Source organism: Novosphingobium sp. B 225 (assembly GCF_002198665.1).
Lineage (GTDB): Bacteria > Pseudomonadota > Alphaproteobacteria > Sphingomonadales > Sphingomonadaceae > Novosphingobium.
Map to the genome: position 1 here is coordinate 3,188 of NZ_MWLM01000034.1, position 14,915 is coordinate 18,102.

Genomic DNA, 14,915 nt, shown 5'->3' on the forward strand with positions numbered 1-14,915 from the left:
GTCCGGGGTGACGAGTTGATTTGGGTCCGCAATCTCGTCGTATCCGGACAGGCAGCTTTTCAGTCAGACTGACCTGATGGCTGGCGGCAGGCACGATGGAATTTGACCACGCGCTGCAGGGTCACCCCTGCGGCTGGTCGCGGTAGAATTCCACCAGCATCCGCATCGGCCCGGTCACTTCGACGTGATGCCATGCCTGCGGGGGGATTTCGGCGGGGCTGTCCGGTGTCACGTGTACCCGGCGCGGCGGGTCTTCGAACATCAGGTTGACGCTGCCCGCCAGCACGCGCAGCAGGCCCCAGGTGCCCGGCTTGGTGTTATGGCGGCTGCGGATGGCTTGCGGCAGGCTCACCTCGTCCCATTCGGCCGTGATTTTGTAGGGCTGGGGCGAGGCCTTGGGATCAAGCCGAAAGAACAGCCCCAGTTGCAGGCTGTCAGCGATCAATGCCGCCTTGGCCTGCATCGCCGCAGCGCCCTGTTCGTTCAGCATGGCACTGGTCACTTCGCTCCACAGTGCCAGCCAGCGGGTGAACATCTCGGGCGTAATAGTGTTGCGGTGCCGGGCATGGGCGGCCATCGGACTGCCCTTGTACCGCCCGGTCGAACGCATCACGGATGACCAGAACGCGACCAGTTTCTGCAGGTGATGCGGCCAGTCTGCGATCGCCTGATTGAACACCGGGCCAATCAGGGCATCTTCGCGAACCCGCGCGTAGAACGCGGGGATCACCCGTTCGAGGTCAGCCTCGGTGAGGTGCGGGTGCATTTCAAATTCCCGCATCTTCCAGCACGGCAGTGCGCAGTTCGGCGATACCCATGCCTTTTTCCGCGCTGGTCACCGAAACCACCGGGAACGCCGCCGGGTGTTTGCGCGCCTCGGCCTCGGTCGCGGCGAGCACTGCGGCCAGTTCGCTGGCCTTGATCTTGTCGGCCTTGGTCAGCACCAGCCGGTAGCCGACTGCCGCTTCATCCAGCATCTTGAGCATGTCGAGATCGACCGGCTTGATCCCGTGGCGGCTGTCGATCAGCACCAGCGCGCGTTTCAGCACGACCCGCCCGCGCAGGAAATCGCGCACCAGCCGCTTCCATTGTTCGACCACTTTCAGCGGGGCCTTGGCATAGCCATAGCCCGGCATGTCGACCAGCCGCATGACCGGCGGTTCGCCCACGTCAAAGAAGTTCAGCTCCTGCGTCCGCCCCGGCGTGACCGAGGCGCGGGCAAGCGCCTTGCGGCCGGTCAGCGCGTTGAGCAGCGAGCTTTTCCCGACGTTGGAACGCCCGGCAAAGGCAATCTCCGGCGCATCCGGATCGGGCAGGAATTGCAGCGCGGGCGCGCTTTTCAGGAACTGGATCGGCCCCGCGAACAGGCGGCGCGCCCGTTCGGCGGTATCGCTATCCATCTTACTTGCCCCGTTCCTGCTTGCGCTTGAAATCGGCCGCGTCCTTGTCAGCCTGGGCCTTGAGCGCGGGGTTCTTGTGATAGAGATAGGCTTGCTGCGCGATCGCCAGCACGTTCGAGGTGATCCAGTAGATCAGCAGCCCGGCTGCAAACGGCGCCATGATGAACATCATCATCCACGGCATGATCGCGAACATCTGTTGCTGCACCGGATCCATCTGCGCGGGGTTCAGCTTGAACTGCAGCCACATGGTGATCCCCAGCAGGATCGCCAGAATGCCGATCGCGAGGAAAGCCGGGGGGGTGAACGGCAGCAGCCCGAACAGGTTCAGCACGTGCAGCGGATCGGGCGCGGACAGGTCCTTGATCCACAGCACGAACGGCTGGTGGCGCATTTCGATCGCCAGGGTCAGCACCTTGTACAGCGCGAAGAACACCGGGATCTGCAGGAAGATCGGCAGACACCCGGCCAGCGGGTTGACGCCCTCTTTCTTGTAGAGCGCCATGATTTCTTCTTGCTGCTTGGGCTTGTCGTCCTTGTAGCGGTCCTGGATCGCCTTCATCTTGGGCTGGATCGCCTTCATCGCGGCCATGCTGGCGAACTGGCGCTGGGCAATCGGGAACATCACCCCGCGCACGATCACCGTCAGCAGCATGATCGCCACGCCAAAGTTGTCAACGGCGGAAAACAGCGATTTCAGCAGCAGCAGGATCGGCTTTTCGAACCAGCGGAACCAGCCCCAGTCAATCGCCAGGCTGAAATTGGTGATCCCGCTGGCCTCATAGGCATCCAGCACCTTGCTTTCCTTGGCCCCGGCGAACAGCCGCGTGGTGCGCGCCCACTGCTTGCCCGGAGCAATCGCGGCGACCGGATAAAGCATGTCGGCGCGGAAAGTCTGGTTGCCCATCGATCGGAACGTGGCGGCCGCATCCTGCCTGTCCGGGATCAGCGTGCTCATCCAGTAGATGTCGGTAAAGCCAACCCAGTCGGTCTTGCCGGTGGCGGCGATCTGGCCCGTTTCGGCCAGATCGCTGTAATTGGGTTCGAACTGGACCTTGCCGTCAAACGCGCCGAACGGGCCGGAATGGAGGTTCCAGATATCGGTGCTCATCGTCCGGTCGGTGCGGTTGATCAGCGCGAAGGGCTGGACTGCCACCGGCGCGCCGCCGACATTGCTGACCGTCTGGGTGACAGTGATCATGTAATCGGCGTCAATGTGATAGGTCAGCGCAAAGTTCAGCCCCGCGCCGTTGGTCCAGCTTAGCGTGACCGGGGTCTGCGGGGTCAACCGCGCGCCCGCCGGTGCGGTCCACAGCGTACCCATGTTGGGCAGGGCCACGTTCTGGCCAACCCAGCCAAATTGCGCGAACTGCTGCGCCGGAGTGCCCGCCGGGGAATAGACCCGCTGCGGCCCGCTGTCTTTCTCTACCGTGGCGGTGTGGCGGTTGGTGACGAGGTCATCGACCACCGCGCCGGCCAGATTGATCGAACCCGACAGGCCCGGGGCCTGGATCGGCACGCGCGCGCCCGATGCCAGCGCGGTCTTCAGATCCTTGGTTTCCAGCGCCTGATCGGCCGGGCTGGTCAACCCGCCATCGCGGCTGTGCGTGGGCGCGGCGCTGGCCCCGGCCCCGGCAGCGGGACTGGCAGAGGCGCTGGCGGCGGCCGCGGGCTGGGCCTTGTGCGCGTTGGGATAGAGATAGCGCATCCCCGCATCCCAGCCGAACAGGATCAGCGCGGTCAGCACTATGGCCAGGATCATGTTACGCTGGTTCTGGCTGTCCACGATGCTCTTCCTGTCTTCCTGCCTGATCGTCTGTAGATGGGGGTGTGTGTTACAAGGTCAAGACACTGGCGCGCTTATGGCACCGGATCATAACCGTGTCCCCCCCAAGGGTGGCAGCGCAATAGCCGCTTGAGCGCCAGCCAACCACCCTTAATCGCGCCATGCTTTTCCAGCGCCTCAATCGCATATTGCGAGCACGACGGGGCATAGCGGCATGACGGCGGGAGAATGCGCGACGGCCCCAGTTGCCACCCGCGCGCGATCAGGATCAGCAGGCGTTTCACTTGCGCGGCCTGCGCGGCGGATCGCCTTTGCCCGCCGCCGCGCGGGCGAGCGCGGCGGTGAGTTCCTGGCGGAGCAGGGCAAAATCACGCTCGACCCCGCCTTCGCGGCCGATCAGCACGTGATCGTGGCCGGGCAGGCCCTCGGTCGGCAAAGCCGCGCGCAGCAGTTCGCGGAACCGGCGCTTCATCCGGTTGCGGACCACCGCATTGCCGATCTTCTTGGTGACTGTGATGCCAAAGCGCATCGATTCGCCGCCATTGGGCCGCGCAAGCAAAACAAAACCGGGACGTGCGACACGCAAGCCCCGGTTTGCAGCCAGAAAATCGGCCCTTCTGGTAAGGACCGACATCTTGGTAGTCTCGCTCAGGCCGAGAGCTTCTTGCGACCGCGAGCGCGGCGGGCGCGCAGGATATTGCGGCCGCCAACCGTTGCCGAACGCGTGCGGAAGCCGTGACGGCGGGCGCGAACAAGGTTGCTGGGCTGGAAAGTGCGCTTCATTGCAGTTGCCTTCAAATCGATACGAACGGGCTGCCGACGTGGCGACAGCTGGAATAGAGAGGCGGGCCGTTAACGGAGCGCCGGGGCCGAGTCAAGGGATTCGGGTGCGCCCAGCCCTCAGTCAAGCCGGACCCATTTGGCCATGTCCGGCGCGCCCAGCCACAGGGCGCTTTCGAACGGGACCGAATTGGTCATGGCATAGAACCCCTTCGCCTCTGCCGGGGTCATGCCCATTTCGGCATAATAGTCCAGATAGGCGCGGTTTTCCGGGGCATTTTCAGGATAGTCGCGGGCCTCGCGGCCATCCTCATCCGCCCAGGAATGGACCGCGAATTCGCTGCCCGGATCGGCAATCCGCCGCGCACCGGCCAGGAACAGTTCAACTCCGCCCGAACGGACCGAACCCCCGGCGGGGACATGGGTGGCAATGCCGCGCGCATGAATCAGCCGCCCCAGGGCCAGATTGGCGCGGTCATCCTCGGTGCCGGGGCAATCGATCATCTCGATCAGCGAAACGCCGGGGAAGGCCTTGAGCAAGGCGGCGAACTGCGCCGGGCTGCGCGCATCGGTCACATCGACCAGCGCGACGCGGCTGGCATCGAGCACCCGGAACGGCCCGAATCGCGCAATCCCTTGCGGGATCGCCGCTGGCGCGCTGGCGACAAAGCGTTCGGAGCCGCCATTGCTGACAAACACCGTTTCCTCGGTCACATCGCTGATGACCTGCTGTGCCGCAGCCGGATGGGCCGCAAGGGCCAGCAGGGACAGGAACAGGGCGATCAGCTTGCGCATGGGCAGCTTATCGCAGCCGGGCACTTGCGCGAATCCCAAGGTAAAAGGTTAAGATGGAGTTCGCGCAAAGGTCGCAACGCGGCCCGCTTTGCAACCTTTGTGCCTTTGCGCGAACCCATAAATCCGGACCATTCCGGTGCTATGGCTCGACACCGCCCTGGCACTGCGCCATGACTTGCACTTACGTAGTAACGCAGGGGGCTTTACTTGGTCGCGCTGGTTCAGACGGTGGCTTATCTTGGGCTGGAGGCGCGCTCGGTTGAGGTGCAGTGCCAGATCGCGCCAGGCCTGCCCAAGTTCAATCTGGTCGGCCTGCCGGACAAGGCGGTGAATGAAAGCCGCGAACGGGTGCATTCGGCGCTGGCCGCGATGGGGCTCTCGCTCCCGCCCAAGCGGATCACGATCAACCTCTCTCCCGCCGATCTGCCCAAGGAGGGCTCGCATTACGATCTGCCGATCGCGCTGGCCCTGCTCGCCGCGATGGGGGTGACCGATGCGGAGCAGCTGACCGATTTCGTCGCGGTGGGGGAACTGGCGCTGGATGGGCGGATCGTGCCCACGCCGGGCGTGCTGCTCGCCGCGATCCATGCCAGCGGGCTCGACAAAGGGCTGATCTGCCCCGCCGCGCAAGGGAGCGAGGCTAGCTGGGCGAGCGGAGTGCCGGTGCTGGCCGCGCCGGATATCATCAGCCTGCTCAACCACCTCAAAGGCGTGCAGCAACTGCTCCCGCCCCCGCCCGGCGTGGCAGACGCGCCCGCGCATGGGCCTGACCTGAAGCAGGTCAAAGGGCAGGAGACCGCCAAACGCGCTCTGGAAATCGCCGCTGCCGGAGGGCACAACCTGCTGATGATCGGGCCGCCGGGCGCGGGCAAAAGCCTGCTGGCCAGCTGTCTGCCCGGGATCCTGCCCGATCTGACCGCGGCTGAGGCGCTCGGCATTATGTAGCAAACGCACCAAGACAATGCTAGATGTAATCGCCTGCGGTGCGTAATGTCTGCATATGACGGACTACATGGTAGAGGGCCTAATCAAGCGCCGCGCGGCCTTGGCTGGCGATATGAAGCGGGCACAGGCCGAACTGGCACAGATGGCCCGCGATCTGGAAACACTGGACGGGGCACTGCGCATTGTCGCGCCAGAACTGGACCTGCCTGCCATCGCCCCAAAGATGGTCAAGCCGCCAGAGGATTGGTCCAAGCGCGGAGAAATGTCCCGACAGGTGCTGACTATGCTCCGCCTGTCCAAGAAGCCCCTCACAAGCCGCGAGATCGCCGCACAGATGATTGTGGACCGGGGACTAGCTGCCACCCCCAAGCTGGTGAACTTGATGACGCGGCGCGTTGCAGGGTGCCTGCGCGATCAGCGGGATAAGGGGCGGGTGGAGAACGCGCCACAGAGGGGCGGAATGTGGTTGGAGTGGAGGACGGCCAGATGAATGACCGTCCTCCCTGTAACGGACCGCTAAGCGCAGCCCCGCAGTTAAGCGGCTGCCTGACTTGGTGTCACGTTGTTCGACAGCCAAGCCTTTGCTGTGGCAGTCGCCCCTTGAGTGACTGCCCAGTCCGATCCCTTCTTCAATTCAACGACCGTGACAAGATCATCGCGCTGCATCTTGCTCAGAACGATGTCACGAACAGTTCCAGCTGGCCCGGCTAGATTCGCCAGCCACACCGATTCAGAGAGCCGGACGGCATTCCATGAAGACATAAGGTGGTAGAGTGCCGCATAGTTACGCGGCGGCTTATTGTCGTATGTGATGAGGTATTGAGCCATGATCTTAGATCCCCAAATCAGTGCAGACCCAGCGGAAGCTGCGGTTCGGAGCCTGTTGCGGCTTGAACTGGATGAAGCGGTTTCCGCGAGTAGCCTCGGAGAGGCCCTTCGCGAGCGACTTGTGCATGAGATGCACTGCATACTCGCGAACGGAGTCCATGACCTTATCGAAGCGGTCGTAACGACCACACCGGGGACAGGTCACCTTATCGTTGGATTTAGGGTTGGGCACGGTTTCCACCGCGCACTTGCAGCTGCCACAAAGGACAGTCGTTTCACTCTTACTCATTAGTTTCACGTCCTTGTATTGGGCGTGAAACGGCGGGTTGACCTTGGGTTGCGAGGGGTGTAACACCTGATCGCTAGCAAAATTCGACCCGCCGCCACGCGGGTTTCTCAAACAAAAGCCCTCAGACGCTCCAACGTCTGAGGGCTTTACGTTTACTGGATATTAACCTTCTTGTCGAGTCGGCTGTTCCCGAAACGTCTCCGGAACAGTTTGTATCAGTCAGCCCTCTGCCAGTACCCAGCCCACCGGCGCGATACCCGGCTAGCCATCGCAGCCATCCCGACAATCGCAGTCTGATTGCCGTTGCACACGCGGCGGTTATCCTCGCGCCATGAAGCCTCTGCGGCGTAGCTGGCGAGATACGGCCCTGCGATATGGTGGTGCGTACCGATTTCCATCCGGCGAAGGCGCGAGAAGAACGATTCCGCCTGATTGGTGCAGGCGATGCCATCCGAATACGAGTGCTGGTGGTTGATCCGGAAGGTTTCGAACTTCGCGTGGAGTTCATCCCAGTGCGAGGCTTCATCGGCGTGGACGGTGGACATGTGGTGAATGCGTGATGCAACTATCTCGCCGCCCTTGGCTTCGCTCTTGGCAACCACGGTGAGGCTTTCGCCGCCACGTTCGCGACCGACAACTACGACCTGGCGCTTGCCGGTTTGATAGATCGCAAGGCGGCGGTCGCGGCGTTCGGTCTTGCGGTTGGCAGGGCGAATGTGCCCGCCGAAATATGCGCCGTCCACTTCGACTTCGCCGGTCAAAATCTGCCCAGCATCCTCAAGCGCCATCGCTTCGCGCAGCTTGTGCGAGAGAACGAACGCGGTCTTGTACTGCACGTCCAGATCGCGGCTGACTTGCAGGGCTGACACGCCCTTAGCGCCGTTCACAAAGATCACGATAGCGGCCAGCAGATCGGTGTAGGACAGCTTGCGCGAGGCGAAGATGGTCCCGCTGGTGACGCTGAACTGGTGATAGCAGCCGACGCACTTGAACTTGCGGCGCGAGGTGATGTTGTAAGTTTCGGTGCAGCCGCAACGCGGGCACACGGCCTCGCCTTCCGTTTCGGGCCAGCGCATCTGGCAGAAGGTCTGATAGGCCACATCCTCGCCCATGCGGAAAACCTTCTTGAGGCTCAGCGAGCGGGCGGCGGAGGAGAGGAGAAAGTGTTGCATGCCATCATTTCCGATACGTTGGTATCGTATATGATGGCATAATGTAGCGTTGTCAATGGCAATAGTATCGCGTATGATGACAAAATGCATCATAGGAGCGACGAATGCCGGTAAGGGAAAAGGAATGGGAGGATCGCGTGAAGGGAATGCTCAAGGGCGAACTAAAGCGCCGGGGCGTCACCTACGCCGATCTTGTCGGGAAACTGGCCGATATAGGAGTTCATGACAGCGAGCCAAACATTCGCAACAAGATCAGTCGGGGCAAATTCACTGCGGTATTCCTGATACAATGTTTGCAGGCGATCGGCTGTAGAAATCTAAACGTCGAATAACCATTGACCTGCTCGGCATTCTAGGGAATTGGGATGCGAACGGTTGAAAACGTGATCCGTCCACCACATTTTTGATCGGTAACTGGCTATGGAAATCAAAGCATACCGAGAACATATCAAGCGACTCGCTAGCGAGCGAACCGGCGAAACCGTTTTCAACGGCTCAGCCGATCATGCCGCTGTGATCGTCGAAAATTTGTTCGCGTCCGCTCAATCTTGCGTCCGAATTCTGACTGGCGACTTGAACGCTCGGGTTTATGGTGCGACCCCGCTGGTGCATCGCGCCCGCCAGTTCCTGGGGCACTCAGACCACAAATTGCAGGTGGTCGTTGAAGAACTCAATGTAAGCGGCTCGCATCCTCTGATCGAGGAGTTGGCTGATGAGCCGGGTTTCGAAATGTATCTGCTGGATTCCGATTTTTCCAAGCAGGTAGCGTTTCATTTTGCGACTGCTGACGCGGACTGCTTTAGGTTTGAGCGTGAAAAGAACAGCCATGCCGCAGTGGCGGCGTTCGGCGATGCAGAGACGACTCAGCACCTAAATGATCTGTTTACGGTGATCTTGTCTCATTCTCAGAAGGTTGACACGAGCGAACTTTTGAATTGATAGCATTGGCTTCCCGCAGGGAGCCAATGCCTTTGACTGATCCCGTTTCCTTTCTTCCATTGCTCGAGCCTATGGCTGGCGCTGGTCTTGCGGTTTCATTGGCATACCTTGCTTTAGACCGTTTTCGCTACCGCGATGCCGTTGAAACTCACGCGAACGAGAAGAATCGACAGTTTTCAAGTGCAAACGATGAAGACACTGTTGAGGTTGTCAAAGATTTGCAGTGGTTATGCCGAAGCCCCTGTAACGGACACACACCTAGAGGATTCGGCGCGAACTTCTATCACTACGTCTATAGGAATAAAGCTGACGAATTTGTAATGGCGGCTCTTGCTGCGATCTCAGGATTCACCTTAATCGCAGGCGTTGGATTGACTACGAATTTGTGGGTTTGGGTCGCAAATATCGATACCAAGAACGTCGCTACATTCCTTTTCTACTGCTCAAGTTTCGCTATAATTTTTCCCGCTCTGGCTGTTCTTTGCGGTAGGCGCTGCGTTAAGTGGGGGATGGGCTTCGCCAACCACTGCGAACGAGAGATAACCAAGATCCACCAAGCGGCTGCGCGTGCTGCCGCAGTCCCCAAAGACCCTGCCACCATGAATGAACTGATCAGGCGGCGCAGAGCAATGATGAACCCGAAAGCAGATTAACACACCGCAAACGATGACAGCCGCAATCGCAGCCAGTGACCAACGCCTAAGCATTGGTGCGTTTGCTACATAATGCCGGAGGCGCTGGAAGTGTCGATGGTCGCCTCGGTTGCGGGCATATTGGAGGAAGGCCGGATCAGCCGCACCCGTCCGTTCCGTTCCCCCCACCACTCGGCCTCAATGGCGGCGCTGACCGGGGGTGGGCTCAGGGTCAAGCCGGGCGAGGTCAGCCTGGCGCACCTTGGCGTGCTGTTCCTGGATGAGCTGCCCGAATTCCAGCGCCCGGTGCTCGATTCGCTGCGCCAGCCGCTCGAAACCGGGGTTGTCGATGTCGCGCGGGCCAATGCCCACGTCACCTTCCCGGCGCGGGTCCAGCTGGTCGCGGCGATGAACCCGTGCCGCTGCGGGCATCTCGGCGATCCGGCGCTGGGCTGCAGCCGTGCCCCGCGCTGCGCCGCCGATTACCAGAGCAAGGTCTCGGGCCCCTTGCTCGACCGGATCGACCTGCATGTCGAAGTGGACCCGGTCAGCGCCGCCGACCTGGCCCTGCCGCCCCCGGCCGAAGGCAGCGCCCAGGTTGCCCAGCGCGTCGCGGCGGCGCGCGCGGTGCAGACCGCCCGCATGGCCGGCACCGGCAAACGCTCCAACGCGGAACTCGACGGCGATCTGCTTGAAGCGCACGCCACCCCGGACGAGCCGGGCCGCAAGCTCCTCATGCAAGCCGCCGAAGCCATGCGCCTCTCCGCGCGCGGCTACACCCGCATGCTGCGCGTCGCGCGGACGATTGCCGACTTGTCAGGCAGCGACGGCGTGGGGCGGATTCATGTGGCCGAGGCGCTGAGTTACCGGCGGGTGGCACCGCGGAGTTAGGGGTGCCACTGACAGGTTTCGAAGCCTGCACCGGCCAGGCCGGATCGTTGTTACGATGCGTCTACCATTCCGCCACAGTGGTGCCGCCGGACTATGCGAATTATCCCACTTCGTCACCCTGAACTTGTTTCAGGGTCTATCTTGCCGCGACCACGGTGATCGAAGTGCAAAGGTAACGGCTTGGTTTGCGATTTTCGGCAGCTGCCGCATCGGCTGCGCGATGGATCCTGAAACAAGTTCAGGATGACGGCTGTTTTGAGGGTTGCGTTGTTGCCGAACGCCGATCCCTCAAACCGCAAACACCAGCGTATCGCTCTCACGCGGCACAGTCAGATCCACGCCTTCCAGCGGTTCGAAGGCATCGTCCGTCAGGGCAAGGTTGTGCAGGCCCGCCAGCTTGAAATAGCCCAGCGCCGGTTCTGCATCGCTGCGCCGGGCCTTGGCCGGGTTGAACGCGCCGAGATAAAGGTCGCCGTGACGATCGAACAGCAGGTGCGGGGCAAGTTTCAGTTCGGCACCGTTGTAATCGGCGCGGATCAGTTTGCGCGTGGCGATCGCTTCCAGACAGGTGCGTTCGGGGGAATCGGGGAGGGTGGCTGGCATGCCCGCGCTATGCGGGGCCTTTCCGGTCAGGGCAAGGGCTGAAAAGTGCCGGCCTGTCCTGAAATCAGCGCAGCACGTTCAGCTGTGGGCGCACCACCGGGTCGGCATATTCCGCGCGGCTCTTGCCGACATCTTCGGCGTCGCGCCATTCCAGCTCCTTGGGGCCGAGCAGGCGGCCATCGTGGGCATTGATGCTGATCGGGGCGATCGGCAGGCCGTCCCGCTCGTCGCACAGCACCGGATTGCTGGGGACGCCGCAGCCGTATTTCTCACCCCACTGGCGCAGTGCCAGCATGGCGGGGAGCAGGTCGAGCCCCTTTTCGGTCAGGCGGTATTCGATCTTGCGGCGGTCCTCGGGCAGCGCTTCACGCTTCATGATCCCGTGTTCGACCAGCCGGGCGAGCCGGTTGGACAGGATGTTGCGGGCAATGCCCAGCACGCCCAGGAATTCTTCAAAATGATGCAGGCCATTGAAGGCCGCGCGCAGGATCATGAAGCTCCAGCGTTCGCCCATCACCTCAAGCGCGGCGGGAAGCCCGCAGTTCTGGTTGTCGAGTGGTTCGTGCAGCTTACCCATCATTCCAATCCCCAAACCCGAATCGAGCCTAACGCAAAGCAGCTTGAAGTGTGACAAAAAAATCTTTGCTGCGATGCACAGTTTCGGGTTGCAACTTAAAACCTATTACATTAGGTAGTGATTCGCAACGCAAATCAGCATTCTCCCTCCCAGGAACCGCTAGATCCCTGCGTGCCAGCCATAAGGGGAGTTCCCATGTACAAGACCGCTCAGCATCCGTTTGCCCGCAACCTGTTCGTCGCCGCGCTTGCCGTCGTCGGCACCGTTGCCAGTTTCTCGCTCACCGCCGCTCCGGCCCACGCCCAGACCAGCGGCTATACCGCCAAGCTGGTGAAAGCGCTTGATGCGCCGTCCAAAAAGGTGGTCAACGGCGCGCTGTGGAACTGCGCGGGTGACAGCTGCACTGGCCGCAGCGATGGTTCGGCACCGGTCAATACCTGCGTCCGCGTCGTCAAGGAATTCGGACAAGTTACCAGCTTCGCCACCCCGAAAGGCGAATTGAGCGCCGACAAGCTCGCGCGCTGCAACGCGGCCGCCTGACGCAATACCCAGGCACTTCTACAGCCCCCCACCTCAGAAAGGCCCCCGTCCGCGTGACGGGGGCTATTTTTGTTGGGAGTGGGCCGATGTTGCAAGCCAACTGCGGATGCAGTTGGCGCACCAACCAAAGAATCCCGACTACAGCAACCCGCGCGAGCGCAGCTCGGTTTCCAGCCCTGCCGCATCGGCAAAGTGATGGGCGTGCCAGCCGCATTCGCGTGCGCTGATGACGTTGGGCAGGCTATCGTCGATGAACAGCATCGCCTGCGGATCATGGCCGAACCTGGCCTGGGCCAGCGCGTAGATCGCCGGGTCAGGCTTGGCCAGTTGCTCTACCCCGGATACCACGATGTCGCGGAAACGGTCGGCCAGCGGGAAAGTCGGGCGAAAGCCTGCCCAGGTGTCGGCCCCGAAATTGGTGATCGCGTAAAGCGGCACCCCGCGCGCGTGGAGCGCTTCGACCAGTTCGGGGCTGCCGGGCACCGGGCCGGGGATCGACAGGTTGAACTTCGCGAACCAGTCATGGATCAGATCGGCATAGTGCGGGAACAGCGCGCTGCGTTCCGCTACCAGTTCCGCTGCAGGGCGGCCGGCATCGTGTTCGGCATGCCACGATAGCGGGATCACCTGTTCCATGAAGTGGTCAAGCTCGGCCGGGTCAGCGAATCGGTCCAGATAGGGCAGCCGCCGGTCCCAGCGCACCAGCACATTGCCGACATCGAACACCACGGCTTCGATCATCGCGAAATTCCCTGCCGCCAAAACGGTTTCGGCCCGCATCCCCGTGCTGGGAGGCGGGCCGCTCTATATCACCGGCCCGCCGCAGCGGACCGCACCGGGGCTTAGCCCTGGCGCGCCTTGAAGCGACGGTTGGTCTTGTTGATCACATAGGTCCGGCCCCGGCGACGAATCACGCGGTTGTCGCGGTGGCGGCCCTTGAGAGACTTGAGGCTGTTGCGAATCTTCATGGTGTTCCTCGGGCGCGGCGCTGTGCCGCTGAATTTGAAGTGGGGCCGTTACGGGGGAGTCGGATTGAAGTCAATACTTGCTGGGTGCGCTGATCGCCTTCGCGATCAGCTTGACCTGGCCAGCCCGCTCAGGGAATGCCGGACGCATTCCTGCACCGCCGTAAGGGGGAACGGGCCTACTCATAACTCTCATGCCGCATGCCCTCATCCGCCAGATCGCTGAACCGGGTGATGCGCGATTCGAAGCGCATGCGGACCTTGCCGGTCGAACCGTGGCGCTGCTTGGCCACGATCAGTTCGGCGGTGCCATAGACCCGTTCCATTTCGGCCTGCCAGGCGGCGTGGGCTTCGTGGGTCTTGGCATCGTCGCTGCCTTCGGGAACCTTGGGTTCGCGCGCGGCGACGTAATAGTCTTCGCGGAACACGAACCAGACCATGTCGGCGTCCTGTTCGATCGAGCCCGATTCGCGCAGGTCCGACAGCATCGGGCGCTTGTCCTCGCGCTGTTCGACCGCGCGGCTGAGCTGCGACAGTGCAATCACCGGCACGCCCAGTTCCTTGGCCAGGGTTTTGAGGCCGCGGCTGATTTCGGAAATTTCGTTCACGCGGTTGTCGGTCGCGCGGCCCGATCCTTGCAGCAGCTGGAGGTAATCGACCACCACCAGCCCGATGTCGTGCCGCCGCTTCAGCCGCCGCGCGCGGGTGCGCAGCGCGGCGATCGACAGGCCGGGGGTATCATCGATGTACAGCGGCAGTTCGGCCAGACGCTGGCTGGCATAGGACAGCTGCTGGAAATCCTCGCGGCTGATCTTGCCCATGCGCAAGGCTTCGCTGCTGATCCCGGACTGTTCGGCCAGAATACGCGTGGCGAGCTGATCGGCGCTCATTTCCAGGCTGAAGAACGCGGTTGCCGCGCCGACCGACTTGGCCGGTTCGATCCCGTCAGCCAGATCGCGCCGCAACCGGTCCGCCGCGTTGAAGGCGATATTGGTGGCGAGCGAGGTTTTGCCCATGCCCGGACGGCCCGCCAGGATGATCAGGTCCGAATCGTGCAGCCCGCCGACTTTCTCGTTGACCGAAGTAAGGCCGGTGGTGGTGCCCGAAACGTGCCCGCCCGAAAGCAGCGCCTTTTCGATCATGCCCAGCGCGGTGCGGGTGGCCGTGGCAAAGCCCTGAGCCTCGTTCGCGCTCGATGCGCCTTCAGCCACCTTGTAAAGTGCCGCCTCGGCCTCGGCGATCTGTTCCATCGGCTCGACCCGCTCGCTGGTGTCGAGCGCCGAGTTGACCAATGTGCGCCCGACGCTGACCAGTTCGCGCAGCAAAGCCAGATCATAGATCTGATCGGCCAGTTCACGCGGGGCGAGCAGGCCCTGTCCATCCGCTGTCAGCCGCGCCAGATAGGACGCACCGCCCAGCTCTTTCAGCGCTTCGTCCGCTTCGAAATAGGGGCGCAGGGTAACCGGGGTGACCACCGCCTTGCGATCCAGCAGTTGCAGGATCCGGCCATAGATCCGTTCATGCACCGGTTCAAAGAAGTGTTCGGGCCGCAGCGCAGTGACCAGTTCCTCGATCACCCGGTTGTCGATCAGCACCGCGCCCAGAAACGCGGCTTCGGCCTCCACATTGGAAGGCAGCGCGCGGGCGGCGGTTTCATCGGGGCGGAGGATCAGGTCGGTTTCGGCCATAGGTCGCTCTCAATGCGCGGGGGGCAGCTTTGCCGCAAGCCGGGGCGGCGATGAAATTAGTCCACAGCCTGTGGATGTTCGCAAG

At 62.3% G+C, this 14,915-nt stretch carries 19 protein-coding genes, 1 tRNA gene and 2 pseudogenes; 7 read left to right on the forward strand and 15 right to left on the reverse strand.

Annotated elements, in window-relative coordinates:
• Positions 1–121: 121 nt before the first annotated feature.
• From MNBBLIKP_RS18395 to MNBBLIKP_RS04935, 7 genes are all read right to left on the reverse strand, one after another.
• Positions 122–766, reverse strand: a complete 645-nt coding sequence (locus MNBBLIKP_RS18395) for a DUF1971 domain-containing protein (RefSeq protein ID WP_088308298.1) — start codon at positions 764–766, stop codon at positions 122–124.
• A 1-nt stretch (position 767) separates the two neighbouring features.
• A complete protein-coding gene (gene yihA / locus MNBBLIKP_RS04910) occupies positions 768–1,400 on the reverse strand; it encodes a ribosome biogenesis GTP-binding protein YihA/YsxC (protein WP_088308069.1) in 633 nt (210 codons plus the stop codon).
• 1 nt (position 1,401) lies between these two features.
• Positions 1,402–3,186 (reverse strand): membrane protein insertase YidC, encoded by a 1,785-nt coding sequence (gene yidC / locus MNBBLIKP_RS04915; RefSeq protein WP_254912915.1) that lies wholly within the window; start codon positions 3,184–3,186, stop codon positions 1,402–1,404.
• A 74-nt stretch (positions 3,187–3,260) separates the two neighbouring features.
• Positions 3,261–3,470, reverse strand: a complete 210-nt coding sequence (gene yidD, locus MNBBLIKP_RS04920) for a membrane protein insertion efficiency factor YidD (RefSeq protein ID WP_088308073.1) — start codon at positions 3,468–3,470, stop codon at positions 3,261–3,263.
• Positions 3,467–3,820 carry a ribonuclease P protein component gene (gene rnpA, locus MNBBLIKP_RS04925; protein WP_088308075.1) on the reverse strand — a complete coding sequence of 118 codons (354 nt, stop codon included), beginning with the start codon at positions 3,818–3,820 and terminating at the stop codon, positions 3,467–3,469. Before rnpA ends, yidD begins: the two co-directional genes overlap by 4 nt.
• A 14-nt stretch (positions 3,821–3,834) precedes the next feature.
• The gene (gene rpmH / locus MNBBLIKP_RS04930) at positions 3,835–3,969 is read right to left on the reverse strand and encodes a 50S ribosomal protein L34 (RefSeq protein WP_088308077.1); all 135 of its coding nucleotides are present in this window, start codon (positions 3,967–3,969) and stop codon (positions 3,835–3,837) included.
• A 117-nt stretch (positions 3,970–4,086) separates the two neighbouring features.
• The gene (locus MNBBLIKP_RS04935; protein WP_088308079.1) at positions 4,087–4,761 is read right to left on the reverse strand and encodes an alpha/beta hydrolase; all 675 of its coding nucleotides are present in this window, start codon (positions 4,759–4,761) and stop codon (positions 4,087–4,089) included.
• 207 nt (positions 4,762–4,968) lie between these two features.
• Between MNBBLIKP_RS04935 and MNBBLIKP_RS04940 the strand changes: the two are divergent.
• Positions 4,969–5,700, forward strand: a pseudogene (locus MNBBLIKP_RS04940) (magnesium chelatase domain-containing protein); the annotation flags it as partial.
• A 61-nt stretch (positions 5,701–5,761) separates the two neighbouring features.
• On the forward strand, positions 5,762–6,196 hold the full coding sequence (locus MNBBLIKP_RS04945; RefSeq protein WP_088308081.1) for a hypothetical protein: 435 nt from the start codon (positions 5,762–5,764) through the stop codon (positions 6,194–6,196).
• Between the two features lie 44 nt (positions 6,197–6,240).
• On the opposite strand, the gene MNBBLIKP_RS17720 is transcribed toward MNBBLIKP_RS04945, so the two are convergent.
• Both MNBBLIKP_RS17720 and MNBBLIKP_RS04955 read right to left on the reverse strand, forming a co-directional pair.
• On the reverse strand, positions 6,241–6,534 hold the full coding sequence (locus MNBBLIKP_RS17720; protein WP_140420526.1) for a hypothetical protein: 294 nt from the start codon (positions 6,532–6,534) through the stop codon (positions 6,241–6,243).
• Between the two features lie 504 nt (positions 6,535–7,038).
• On the reverse strand, positions 7,039–7,995 hold the full coding sequence (locus MNBBLIKP_RS04955; protein WP_088308085.1) for an IS1595 family transposase: 957 nt from the start codon (positions 7,993–7,995) through the stop codon (positions 7,039–7,041).
• A 104-nt stretch (positions 7,996–8,099) separates the two neighbouring features.
• Here MNBBLIKP_RS04955 and MNBBLIKP_RS04960 point away from each other — a divergent pair, with 104 nt between their 5' ends.
• The 4 genes and pseudogenes from MNBBLIKP_RS04960 to MNBBLIKP_RS04975 all read left to right on the forward strand — a co-directional run.
• Positions 8,100–8,327, forward strand: a complete 228-nt coding sequence (locus tag MNBBLIKP_RS04960; RefSeq protein ID WP_088308087.1) for a DUF6471 domain-containing protein — start codon at positions 8,100–8,102, stop codon at positions 8,325–8,327.
• 88 nt (positions 8,328–8,415) lie between these two features.
• The gene (locus MNBBLIKP_RS04965) at positions 8,416–8,934 is read left to right on the forward strand and encodes a hypothetical protein (protein WP_088308089.1); all 519 of its coding nucleotides are present in this window, start codon (positions 8,416–8,418) and stop codon (positions 8,932–8,934) included.
• Between the two features lie 32 nt (positions 8,935–8,966).
• A complete protein-coding gene (locus tag MNBBLIKP_RS17725; RefSeq protein WP_140420527.1) occupies positions 8,967–9,587 on the forward strand; it encodes a hypothetical protein in 621 nt (206 codons plus the stop codon).
• Between the two features lie 75 nt (positions 9,588–9,662).
• Positions 9,663–10,457 (forward strand): annotated as a pseudogene (locus MNBBLIKP_RS04975) (ATP-binding protein); the annotation flags it as partial.
• A 3-nt stretch (positions 10,458–10,460) separates the two neighbouring features.
• Here MNBBLIKP_RS04975 and MNBBLIKP_RS17970 read toward each other — a convergent pair.
• From MNBBLIKP_RS17970 to MNBBLIKP_RS04985, 3 genes are all read right to left on the reverse strand, one after another.
• Positions 10,461–10,538, reverse strand: a tRNA-OTHER gene (locus MNBBLIKP_RS17970).
• 207 nt (positions 10,539–10,745) lie between these two features.
• The gene (locus MNBBLIKP_RS04980; protein WP_088308093.1) at positions 10,746–11,060 is read right to left on the reverse strand and encodes a hypothetical protein; all 315 of its coding nucleotides are present in this window, start codon (positions 11,058–11,060) and stop codon (positions 10,746–10,748) included.
• Positions 11,061–11,124: 64 nt separating this feature from the next.
• Positions 11,125–11,637: a winged helix-turn-helix transcriptional regulator gene (locus MNBBLIKP_RS04985; RefSeq protein WP_088308300.1), complete on the reverse strand. Its 513-nt coding sequence runs from the start codon at positions 11,635–11,637 to the stop codon at positions 11,125–11,127.
• Between the two features lie 195 nt (positions 11,638–11,832).
• Between MNBBLIKP_RS04985 and MNBBLIKP_RS04990 the strand changes: the two genes are divergently transcribed.
• Positions 11,833–12,177: a CC_3452 family protein gene (locus MNBBLIKP_RS04990; RefSeq protein ID WP_217896651.1), complete on the forward strand. Its 345-nt coding sequence runs from the start codon at positions 11,833–11,835 to the stop codon at positions 12,175–12,177.
• Positions 12,178–12,315: 138 nt separating this feature from the next.
• On the opposite strand, the gene MNBBLIKP_RS04995 is transcribed toward MNBBLIKP_RS04990, so the two are convergent.
• From MNBBLIKP_RS04995 to MNBBLIKP_RS05005, 3 genes are all read right to left on the reverse strand, one after another.
• Positions 12,316–12,918: an HAD family hydrolase gene (locus MNBBLIKP_RS04995; RefSeq protein WP_088308305.1), complete on the reverse strand. Its 603-nt coding sequence runs from the start codon at positions 12,916–12,918 to the stop codon at positions 12,316–12,318.
• Positions 12,919–13,019: 101 nt separating this feature from the next.
• Entirely contained in the window at positions 13,020–13,145 is a 126-nt protein-coding gene (gene ykgO / locus MNBBLIKP_RS05000) for a type B 50S ribosomal protein L36 (RefSeq protein WP_004210176.1), read from the reverse strand.
• A 176-nt stretch (positions 13,146–13,321) separates the two neighbouring features.
• On the reverse strand, positions 13,322–14,830 hold the full coding sequence (locus MNBBLIKP_RS05005; protein WP_088308095.1) for a replicative DNA helicase: 1,509 nt from the start codon (positions 14,828–14,830) through the stop codon (positions 13,322–13,324).
• Positions 14,831–14,915 lie beyond the last annotated feature (85 nt).

What these genes read in the sequence shown, in the direction of transcription:
- MNBBLIKP_RS18395 (WP_088308298.1), bottom strand. Translation starts at nt 766, where the DNA reads ATGCACCCGCACCTCACCGAGGCTGACCTCGAACGGGTGATCCCCGCG.
- yihA (WP_088308069.1), bottom strand. Translation starts at nt 1,400, where the DNA reads ATGGATAGCGATACCGCCGAACGGGCGCGCCGCCTGTTCGCGGGGCCG.
- rnpA (WP_088308075.1), bottom strand. Translation starts at nt 3,820, where the DNA reads ATGTCGGTCCTTACCAGAAGGGCCGATTTTCTGGCTGCAAACCGGGGC.
- rpmH (WP_088308077.1), bottom strand. Translation starts at nt 3,969, where the DNA reads ATGAAGCGCACTTTCCAGCCCAGCAACCTTGTTCGCGCCCGCCGTCAC.
- MNBBLIKP_RS04935 (WP_088308079.1), bottom strand. Translation starts at nt 4,761, where the DNA reads ATGCGCAAGCTGATCGCCCTGTTCCTGTCCCTGCTGGCCCTTGCGGCC.
- MNBBLIKP_RS04945 (WP_088308081.1), top strand. Translation starts at nt 5,762, where the DNA reads ATGACGGACTACATGGTAGAGGGCCTAATCAAGCGCCGCGCGGCCTTG.
- MNBBLIKP_RS17720 (WP_140420526.1), bottom strand. Translation starts at nt 6,534, where the DNA reads ATGGCTCAATACCTCATCACATACGACAATAAGCCGCCGCGTAACTAT.
- MNBBLIKP_RS04955 (WP_088308085.1), bottom strand. Translation starts at nt 7,995, where the DNA reads ATGCAACACTTTCTCCTCTCCTCCGCCGCCCGCTCGCTGAGCCTCAAG.
- MNBBLIKP_RS04960 (WP_088308087.1), top strand. Translation starts at nt 8,100, where the DNA reads ATGCCGGTAAGGGAAAAGGAATGGGAGGATCGCGTGAAGGGAATGCTC.
- MNBBLIKP_RS04965 (WP_088308089.1), top strand. Translation starts at nt 8,416, where the DNA reads ATGGAAATCAAAGCATACCGAGAACATATCAAGCGACTCGCTAGCGAG.
- MNBBLIKP_RS04980 (WP_088308093.1), bottom strand. Translation starts at nt 11,060, where the DNA reads ATGCCAGCCACCCTCCCCGATTCCCCCGAACGCACCTGTCTGGAAGCG.
- MNBBLIKP_RS04985 (WP_088308300.1), bottom strand. Translation starts at nt 11,637, where the DNA reads ATGGGTAAGCTGCACGAACCACTCGACAACCAGAACTGCGGGCTTCCC.
- MNBBLIKP_RS04990 (WP_217896651.1), top strand. Translation starts at nt 11,833, where the DNA reads ATGTACAAGACCGCTCAGCATCCGTTTGCCCGCAACCTGTTCGTCGCC.
- MNBBLIKP_RS04995 (WP_088308305.1), bottom strand. Translation starts at nt 12,918, where the DNA reads ATGATCGAAGCCGTGGTGTTCGATGTCGGCAATGTGCTGGTGCGCTGG.
- ykgO (WP_004210176.1), bottom strand. Translation starts at nt 13,145, where the DNA reads ATGAAGATTCGCAACAGCCTCAAGTCTCTCAAGGGCCGCCACCGCGAC.
- MNBBLIKP_RS05005 (WP_088308095.1), bottom strand. Translation starts at nt 14,830, where the DNA reads ATGGCCGAAACCGACCTGATCCTCCGCCCCGATGAAACCGCCGCCCGC.